This is a genomic window from Caballeronia sp. (assembly GCF_049581465.1).
Taxonomy (GTDB): domain Bacteria; phylum Pseudomonadota; class Gammaproteobacteria; order Burkholderiales; family Burkholderiaceae; genus Caballeronia.
Map to the genome: position 1 here is coordinate 1 of NZ_JBAUSA010001116.1, position 9,600 is coordinate 9,600.

Annotated in this window: 8 protein-coding genes; all 8 read right to left on the bottom strand. The window is 59.7% G+C overall.

The window, feature by feature from the left end; genetic code table 11:
• Positions 1–1,117: NAD(P)/FAD-dependent oxidoreductase (locus WCA53_RS27220; RefSeq protein WP_423918039.1), on the bottom strand; the 1,117-nt coding region annotated here is incomplete at its 3' end.
• A gap of 63 nt (positions 1,118–1,180) precedes the next feature.
• Positions 1,181–2,203 (bottom strand): DUF2156 domain-containing protein, encoded by a 1,023-nt coding sequence (locus tag WCA53_RS27225; protein ID WP_423918042.1) that lies wholly within the window; start codon positions 2,201–2,203, stop codon positions 1,181–1,183.
• Between the two features lie 5 nt (positions 2,204–2,208).
• Positions 2,209–2,676 (bottom strand): hypothetical protein, encoded by a 468-nt coding sequence (locus WCA53_RS27230; RefSeq protein ID WP_423918045.1) that lies wholly within the window; start codon positions 2,674–2,676, stop codon positions 2,209–2,211.
• Positions 2,677–2,689: 13 nt separating this feature from the next.
• The gene (locus WCA53_RS27235) at positions 2,690–3,490 is read right to left on the bottom strand and encodes a glutathione S-transferase family protein (protein WP_423918048.1); all 801 of its coding nucleotides are present in this window, start codon (positions 3,488–3,490) and stop codon (positions 2,690–2,692) included.
• Positions 3,491–3,516: 26 nt separating this feature from the next.
• A complete protein-coding gene (locus WCA53_RS27240) occupies positions 3,517–4,161 on the bottom strand; it encodes a methyltransferase family protein (protein WP_423918052.1) in 645 nt (214 codons plus the stop codon).
• 12 nt (positions 4,162–4,173) lie between these two features.
• Positions 4,174–5,406, bottom strand: a complete 1,233-nt coding sequence (locus tag WCA53_RS27245; protein ID WP_423918056.1) for a cytochrome P450 — start codon at positions 5,404–5,406, stop codon at positions 4,174–4,176.
• Between the two features lie 17 nt (positions 5,407–5,423).
• A complete protein-coding gene (locus WCA53_RS27250; protein WP_423918059.1) occupies positions 5,424–7,253 on the bottom strand; it encodes a fatty acyl-AMP ligase in 1,830 nt (609 codons plus the stop codon).
• A 54-nt stretch (positions 7,254–7,307) separates the two neighbouring features.
• The coding region (locus WCA53_RS27255; RefSeq protein ID WP_423918062.1) for an aminotransferase class III-fold pyridoxal phosphate-dependent enzyme at positions 7,308–9,600 on the bottom strand (2,293 nt) is incomplete at its 5' end.

Sequence of the window (9,600 nt, forward strand, 5' to 3'; positions counted from 1 at the left end):
CCAGTTCATGCCCCCCCGCTATCGCCAGCGCGACTCCGTGGCCATTCCAGCCGCCCAGATGCCACCAACACCGGGCATCGTCGAGCGGTGCAACCACGGGCCATTCGTTAAGCGTGCAGCCGAGTACGCCCCCCCATGCCCTCTCGGCTGCGAGACCCTTCAGGGCTGGAAAGAAATTCTCGAGTTGTGTCATAAGTCTAGACGCGCTGCGCGTGACATCCTTCCCGCTGATCCTTCCTGAGTGGGCGTAGTGGTAATTTCCACCAATGAGCAGTCGGCCGTCCGCCAGCGGACGTAGAAAGTTGAATAGGGGCCGCGCGTCGTAAAGCCCCTGCCCTTCAGCCCAACCGATCGCGGCGCGCTCTTCAGGCCGCAGCGGACGGGTGACGGCAGCGAAGGCCGACACTGGAAAGACCGTGCTTCGGGATAGCTTAAGCGCCGCAATTCCCCCATCTACGGCAAGCACAACACGATCTGCCCGAACGTCAAATCCAGCGACCGCCAACACGGGCGACAGTTCCGCCCGCGAGTGTTCGAACACACGGACTCCCGCCTGCTGTGCTACTCGCTTGAGGCCAACGCAAAGCCGTCCCGGATTCAAGCGGTACGCAGGAAACGCGATGGCGTTTCGAATCCTTGTCGAGCTTGGCAAAGCAGAACGCACGGCACTCGAATCAACGAGTGGGACGTCGAAACCGAGTGCGCGATAAAGCGACGATCGCCGCTCAAGCTTTGCGGCGTCGCGATCCGTCAGGGAGACTTCCCATTGCGAAGTCGCCTCCAGATCGCAATCGATGTGATGCCGATTCACCAGCGCGGCGGCGAACTCGATGGCCTGTACTGAATATGCATGAGCCGCTATCGCGGCCGCACGACCAAGCGCCGCGACCTGCGCCTCGATAGCCGGCCCGATTCGCGGCGCGGCTTGCCCCGAATTGAGTCCACTTTGCCCATAACCGATACGCCCGGCTTCCAGCAATACGACGTCGAGGTGCGGCGCGAGAATCTTCAGGTGCAGCGCTGTCGACAACCCCGCCAGCCCCCCACCCACCACCGCGACATCGCAACCCAACGGCGCCGCGACGGCCGGGGCGGCGTCGTCAAGAGCGGCCCGCATCCACACTGTCGGCTGCGGCACCGCTCGCCCATTGGCGGAGTGTAAAGACGAAGAGGAGGCCATTCAGATCGCCTTCGTCAAACGCAGAAACTGCCATAACCCGCCGAGCGTAAAGCCGCCCTGAAACGCAACATATTCAGGCTGAACGAGGCTCGGCGCCCACTTCATCTTGTAGGCAAGCTGTGTCTGCGCCGGATAGATGAAGCTACCTCGCAGTGCAAGTTGCTTGAATATCCATGCAGCCATCCGGCTCCATGCACCCGGGATCTCATGTTCGCGATCAAGCGCGGTCAACGGAGTGAAGCCGAAGTTAAGCATCTCCGCCCGCTCCGCCTTGAAACGCTCGATCGCCGTGATATTAATCAACTCCATTGTCCCCGTGGGCGCTTGGGAAAGTCGTCGCGAAAGATCGTGCATCCAACCCCGACTGGCGCCAAAGCTGGCCACATAGAGCACGTAAGCAACAGGTGCCCCATCCGTCATCGCAACGAAGATCCGCTTGGTTCGCTCGGTTACATAGTCCATGCTGGTGAGATCGCCCACCTCGCCCACCAGAAACTCGAGTTCCTTAGCATGCTTGCCCCTGATCCATTCGTCGTCGATGCCACGGATGGATTGAGCGAGCTCCGGGCTCGTTGGTAAGTCGTTGCCCAACTCCATCACTTCCACACCGGCCCGACGCGCCCGCGATATCTTGTTACGCAGCTTGATGAACGCCGTGCCCGCGATCTTGAACTCGCCGAGCCCCACGCTGTATGACCCGCCGATCTGATTGACGCGAAACCCTCTTTGTGCGAGCAACTCCGCGTCCTCCCGCAGCATCTGTACGGCAATCACTTTGCGCCGCCGAGCACGGGCCCATGAAAGAAAGTGATCCAGCAACAGCGCGCGGTTCTCGCTCGCGGCCGTGATACCAGCGGCTATGACCACGTGCCGTCGTCCGGCGCATCGATACGCAATGAGGCCATCGACGCCGCTGACCCGAAAGCGCGATGTGTCTCGGTTCAACGCAAGATATGCGGATGGATGGTTCGCGTGTCGCCGTAGCGTTTCAACCGCGCTGACATCGTCTACAAGAGAATCCATGTGCATCATCGCTCCGCACGCTGCGGGTTCATCTTGCCCGCATAGTGATTCTGGAAGCGTTCAAAATCAGGATGAACGGCCGGCTCGAAACCTACGCCGAACGGCTTCAGGAAATTGCCGAACAGCGCCCGATCGCCGAAGAGATGCAGTGGCAACGCGAGCAAAGCCCATTCCGGACGAACGAACCACGCCCACAGCGCTCCAACCAGCGCGGCGCTAAGAAGGCTGTGCATACTGTTGTACAACACGTAATAGACCCTCGATATCCGGCCGCCATTGGCCAGGCGGTGAGTTATGGCCCCCGGCAGATAGCCAATCACGTCGATGTATAAGAACAAGAGCGTGAACGCCCACCATCGGATCTCATCGAAATGAAAGGCAAACAGCCCGGCGCAAACCAGCAACGCAACGAAATACTCTGCGCGCAGAAGCCGATATGTCGTTTTGGTTTCGAACAGGTTTCGGTGGTCCACAATTGCTTTCCTGTTATAGCGACTGCATGAGGCGAGTAAGATCCGGTTGCGCCGCCAAGACGAGTTGAGTCATCAGCGCGTGCGTCTCGCCGTCGAGGTATCGAACGAAAGACGCGTGCATGGACGGCCGCGCAAGCATCCTGAAGTACCAGGAGCGCGCGTTCGGACACTGCTCAAACGTCATAAGGTCGCCGAGCCCGAGATGATCCGCGCGCATGACATACGGCAACACGGCAATGTCGGCCATGCTGAACGACGGGCCTGCCAGCCATGCATGTGCGTCGGGCAGCGCAGCTTCCATGCGCCGGAAGAATTCCTGGTACACCACAATGCAACGCTTTAACTCCGGCGCATGGATGCCACGCGCGAGCACACTCGCTCGCCACGCCCGCACAGAGGGGTCCGGCAACTGCTGCAGCATGGTTTCAAGGGTTTGCGGCGACTGCTGCAAGAGCAACGGCCGTGCCAGTATCGCGTACGTCAGCACGCCCGACGCCGCATGAATGTCCCGTTCCAGCCGCTGATTCCACAGCCGAGCCGCATGGCGATCGGACGCAGCCGTCGGCATCAGCGGAATGCGGGGGAACACTTCATCAAGATATTCGCTGATCAGCCACGACTCGCTTAGGACCAGACCGTCGTGCTCGAGCACAGGAACCTCTGCGCGGTCGTTGAGGTACCGAAACGCTGTTCCCAGGTGGTCCCCCGCCAGCAAATCCACGATTTTTTCGTTCCACTCAAGATCTTTCTCTACTAGAACGATGCGTACTTTTTGTGAAGAAACGGAAAATGGTGAGTGGTGAAGGGTAAGCATGAGCGTAATTCCTTAAATTTGATGATTTACCAGACGAGCGGCACGAGCCGTTTCACGGTGCGGCTGTACATCCTGTATTGATCGCCGAACACCTTCAGCATCAGCGTTTCCTCGTACCGGATGCGACGTGCGAACGCGGCCAGCAGAAGCACTGCAGCCAACGCCGCGGCTATCCACGCGTGAATGAAGACCAGGGCGCCAACATAGAGAAACCACGCACCCGTATAAGACGGATGACGAACAACACTGTAAGGACCACTTGACACCACTCGCTGCCCGTCTTGCACCCGAACGTGCCACGTGAAGAACCTGCCAAGCACAGCAACGGCCCAGGCACGAAACAGTGCGCCTGCAACGGCGACGCCAAGCGCAACCGACGAAAGAGTGTCCCAATGAAGACTCTGCGGATAGCGCAACGTGATGCACTCGATCACGCCGGCGAGCATTGTCAGGTACACCGTCCAGATCAGTTGTCGCGCCGTGCCGCGGTCTTCTGGCGGCGCGTCTCCATCAAGCGGGCTGTAGGCCGGCTGCGTTAGCGAAGCGAGCAGTCCGATGCCCACCATGCACCAGAGCTTCGCAAACGAAAGCGCGTCCGGTTGCAGCAGCCACGCAGGCAGAATGAAGAACGCGAGAGAAGCCCCGAGACCTACATAGAATTTTCGAAACATCGTTGACGCTCCTCAGGCTGTCGCGGGCATCGACTTCAGGCCACGAAACACGACCGTGCCGGGAAGCCATTGGGGACGGTCGATGTCCGGCTTGAGTCCCGGCATGCGTTGCAACAGGACTTCGAGCGCCACCTCGGTTTCAACCTGTCCGAGCTGCGCACCGAGACAGTAGTGCGGGCCACCACCAAAGGACAGCGGGTAGCTTCGGGTGCGCGCAATGTCGAACTGGTCCGCATTGACCCACGCGTCCGCATCGCGGTTGGCCGACGCGATAATGCAGATGATGGTTTCGCCTGCTTTGATTGACGCGCCACTCAAGACAATATCTTCGCGGGCCTGACGCGGCGTCATCTGCACGGATGAATCGTAGCGAACCATTTCGGTAACGGCGTCAGGCAGTAGCGAGAAATCTCCTCGGAGGCGGGCAAGTTGCTCCGGGTGCTGATGCAACGCGAGCAATCCATTACCGATGGTATTGACCGTCGTCTCCTGCCCCCCGACGAACATCATGCGCAGGTTGTCGAGCATTTCCGCGCGCGTAATCTTGCCGTCCCGCGACTCCGCGGCGACGAGCATCGAGGTCAGATCGTCCCCCGGTTCGCGTCGTCGCAGCTCGATCAGCCACTCGAAATATTCCCGGAATCCAGCGACAGCCTGGTTCTGTTCGGCAAGTTCAATAGGATTGAGCGGCGCCGGCTCAAGCGCCCGGGAGCCGTTAGCGGTACGACCGCTGAATTTCGGCCAGTCCTCCTTCGGCACGCCCAGCATGTGGCAGATGACGGCGCCCGGAAGCGGGAACGCGAGGTCGAGCATGATGTCGAACGAGGTCTTTTTGATCGCTGCGTCGACAAGGCCGTTCATCACCTCGCGCATGAACGGCCGCAGTTGTTCGACGCGGCGATGTGTGAATGCCTGCGCTACCAATTCGCGCAACCGCAGATGATCGGCGCCGTCTTTCATCACCATCATGTTGCGAGCGGAATCGTAGATCGGTTGCTTAAGAATGTCCGGTCCAAGGCGTGCGGCCATGTTCTCGAAGTAAAAGTAGCCCCGCCCGAAACGTGCGTCTTTTAGCATCAGCGAGATGTCCTGATGACGCGTCGCAATCCAGATCCCGTGCGGTGATCGATACATTGGCGCGTGCGCACGCAACTCAGCATATACGCGGTACGGGTCCTTTACATGTTGAGGATGCGGAACGAGCGGATCGAAGGATGGCGCGAAGGCGCGCGATATTGAGGTCATAGCGGTATCCGAATGATTTAAAGAACGGGTTCCTGACTGAACGGCACAGATGCAGCATCGGTCGTTTTGGAAAAAAGCGGGTTCGTCCACATGGCAATTGATGCGAGTCTTTGCGAGAGATAGTCGCTGCGGCACGGATTGCGAGACAGCTTTCCGCTTGTTGTCTTCGGAATGGTGCCGTTTTCAATCAAAACAATAGCGAAGGGCTGGACGTCGTGACGGGCGACTATTGCGTCGCGGATCGCACTAAAGATCTCGTCGGCGCGTGCGACATCGCGACGACCAACCTCCTGTACGAATACCAGGCGCTCGTCTTTCGCGTTGGAAATGGAGAAGGCAATTCCGCATCCCGGCCGGATAGCCGCATGACATGAGTTCACGGATCCTTCGATATCCTGAGGATAGTGATTAACACCCCGGATAATCATCAGGTCCTTGAGCCTGCCGCTGACATAGAGCTCGCCGTTAAGAATAAAGCCGAGATCGCCTGTGTGCAGATACGCGCCCGCTTTGGTCTCAACACATTCCCGAAACGTTTCGTTCGTCAAGGCTCCGCGCTGCCAGTAGCCCGACGCCACGGATGCTCCCGACACTCTGATCTCACCCACGTCGCCGTCAGGCAGCGGGCAAAGAGTAAGCGGATCGACAATCAAGACATCGAGACCATCGGCTGGAACGCCGCAACTTACTATTTCCAGCGTGGCATCATTGCCATCAGGATCTGTTGCGACGACGGCGCGAGCGTCATTTGCGTATGCACCCGAGTCGATTCGAAGCGTTCTGGGCTCTTCATTGCGCGGCTTGCCGGTCACATAAAGGGTGGTTTCGGCCATTCCATAACAAGGATAGAACGCGCGCCGCTGAAACCCGCAAGGTCCGAAACGTTCCGCAAAACGTGTAAGCGTGTCTGCGCGAACCGGCTCGGCGCCCGAATAGGCGAGCGACCACGAAGCAAGATCGAGCGTTGCCAACTCGGCGTTCGATACTTTTTCCAGACAGAGTTCATATGCGAAATTCGGTGCGCCGCTGACTGTGCAGCGACGTGACGACACCTCGCGCAGCCAGCGCTCCGGACGGCGGAGAAACGATGCGGGCGCCATGAAACTCACGGGCACGCCGGCGCTAAACGAACCTAATATTGCGCCGATGAGCCCCATGTCGTGGTAAGGCGGAAGCCACGTCAGATGATGGTCGTCCGGCCCGAATTGCAAGTGCAATGCGATGGCGTACAGGTTATGGAGGAGATTGGCATGCGTGACCATCACCCCCTTTGGCGTGCCTGTTGACCCCGACGTGTATTGCAAGAAAGCGATTTGCTCACTTTCGATCGCGGGTTCACGCCAACTAGATTCGAACGCATCCAAGGGTTCACCCGTCGCGATCCAGCGCAAGCGGGCCAGGGGCACCGGTAACTGGGCGCGCTCTCCTAGCGCGTCGACAACGGTATGCGTGGTAAGTGCCGCACTTGCCTGACAGTCATCGGCAACGGCGGCGAGACGGCTACGCAAACGCGGGTTCAGTGGAGGGTAAGCGGGTACCGCAACCATTCCGGCATACAGACACCCGTAGAACGCGCAGAGATAATCGAGCCCGGCCGGATAAAGCAGGAGAACTCGCTCGCCCGGCCGCCCTCGCGTCTGCAAACGCGCGGCGATCTGGCGAGCACGACGGTCAAGTTCGGCGTAGCTCATGGCAATATCGATCGGACGGCTTCCCGAATAATCGATGAACGTAAAAGGCAGCCCGGACGGCGCGATGCTTGCGCGCCCGCGCGCGATATCCACAACGTTGCGGCAGGCATAGGGCCAGTCGGGAACCTGAAGTTGCAAAGAGGACGACCTGATCATGGCAGCGAATCCAGGAATGGGAGGGTAAGGTTCATCGCGCTATTGCACTCGCGCCTAGACCAGACTCGACGCGTCGCTTGTCGCGATAAAGCGTTGCCATGCCTCCTCCGAGAGAGGTCGTCCGAAGCTTTGAAGACCGGCAAGCGAGAACCCGTGCTTGTGCGCGAGGCGCTGCTGTCGGCTTACTTCAAGAACGTCGAGCGTCGCACCGAGGCTCGTGTGCTCGAAGTGGCCTTCGAGTGCCAGCAGCATCGTTTCCGCCATGCAGGCGTACGACGTACCCGCCTGGATCCCGTAAGGACCGACTCGAGGCTGCCCCGGCAACGCAATTACGCCACCATCGATCACTAGAACGTCCGGGCGTCGCTTGACGATGGATGAATCGAATGAGCGTGGCCGTGAGATGTCGCACACGATCGTGCCGGAACGCAGCATGTCGTCGTCGATCAATTTTCCGGGGAAGCTAATTGCAGTGACGGCAATATCGGCGAGTCCGATGGCGCTTGCCTGACTCGTCAGGATCAGCGCCCCCGAAGCCTCAAGTTCGTCAATGATCGACTCAGGCGAAAGGCCCCTTGCAACACGTTTCGCGATCGCGGCTGCGATCGACCCGGCATGGACGAACTCGTCCGGTTCGACGACAGTCCGGGCAATCGTCAGGGCAACGGCCAGCAGGCGCGCTCGGCCAAGCGCCGGCTTGTGTGCCGGATTGCCTACGAGCACAAGTCGTGGCACTCGACGCGCCAGCAAGATCGCCATGCAGGCACCGATCGCTCCCGCAGCGCCGACGATGCACGCACAGCTTTCGCCCCAGTGTCGCTCCGTCCGATGCACCGCCATATCGAGCGCTTCGATGCCCGCGACGACCGTGTACGAGTTGCCCGAAGTAAGAGGAATCCCTTCATCCCGCAGTAGAACTCCGCCACCGCTGACGACCGACGTATAGGCGCCCAGTCCAACAATGCGCGCGCCGCGGTCTATCGCGAGCCGCAAACCGGCCTTTAGCACGGCGAGCGCTGCCGTTTGTGGCAACCGCCGAAACTGCTCCGCGGTATGGCTTAGCAGAATGAAATCGCCCCGCGCCCTCGCGCCGCTTTTCGACTGAATATCCACGGTGCTGCCAAGTACCGGGTCAATCAGTCCGTCCATGCTGTCTGCAAACTCCCGCAATTCGCCCGCATTGAGGTTGGAAAGACTGGGGTCATAGTCCGCGTAGCTCTGGTCATCAAGCGGGTGAAGCAAGAAAGCAAATCGGTGCGCATCCGGACCCATTGCTTGCTCGGTTGGACGATTTATTGGACGTACGCTTGGCAGCGTGGCCAGGTCAGGCGCCTCACGTTTCAGGATGGCCCGATAGAACCCGCCGGTCTGACGCGTAGCCAGCATCGCGACAGCGCGCCCGATTGCATCCGCCGCGAAGACGCATTGCGCGTGTGTTGCGGTGAGGGGCGGTTGCACTCGGAGGACGTCGCCTCTATTCAGGGTAGGGGCAAGCCGTACGCCCTCGACATTCATCAGGTAGCTCGCGACAAATTGAGCGAGTTCCTTTTCCGCTGCAGCAATGCCCAGGAAGCTTTCGGGCCAGTGCCGGCGGTCGGATGTAAAGCGAATACCCAGCATGAACCCTTCTCCTCGGATTTCCTCGATTAGCCAGGGATGCTCCGCACGGATATCCTCAAACCTGCCTTTGAGATACGCACCCTCGGCTTTTACATGACGCATCAACGCGCTGTTGTCTCGCGTCAACATGTCGAGCGTCGCGAGTGCGGCTCGGGCGGCCAGCGCGTTTCCCGCGAACGTGGAGGAGTGCTTTAGCGCAAACTTCTCGCTATAGGCAGACGCCGTCGCCAAGGTCGCACCGACGGGGACGACACCTCCACCCAGCGCCTTTGACACGGTCATGATGTCCGGCTGAATGCCTTGCTCATTGCACATGAACATCACGCCCGTTCGCCCGAGTCCGGTCTGCACTTCGTCGACGATAAGCAAAACTTCATGACGTCGGCAGATGGCCTGAACCTCGCTTAGATATCCCCGACGTGGCACGCGTACGCCGCCTTCACCCTGTATCGGTTCGACGACGAACGCTGCATATTCGCCAGGCCGTGCAACGAAACATGCTTCCAGGGCGGTCGTGTCGTCGAATTCGATGTGATCGAACCCCGGCAGTGGCAAGCCGAAATGCGCTTGATAGTCAGGCTTCCCCGTCGCGGATAAAGCGCCGAACGTTTTGCCGTGAAATCCATTACGCGTCGAAAGAATGCGTCGCCGGCCGGTAGCATGACGCGCCAGCTTCAACGCGGCTTCCACCGCTTCGGCGCCGCTGTTGGAAAGCGTTACATAGCGC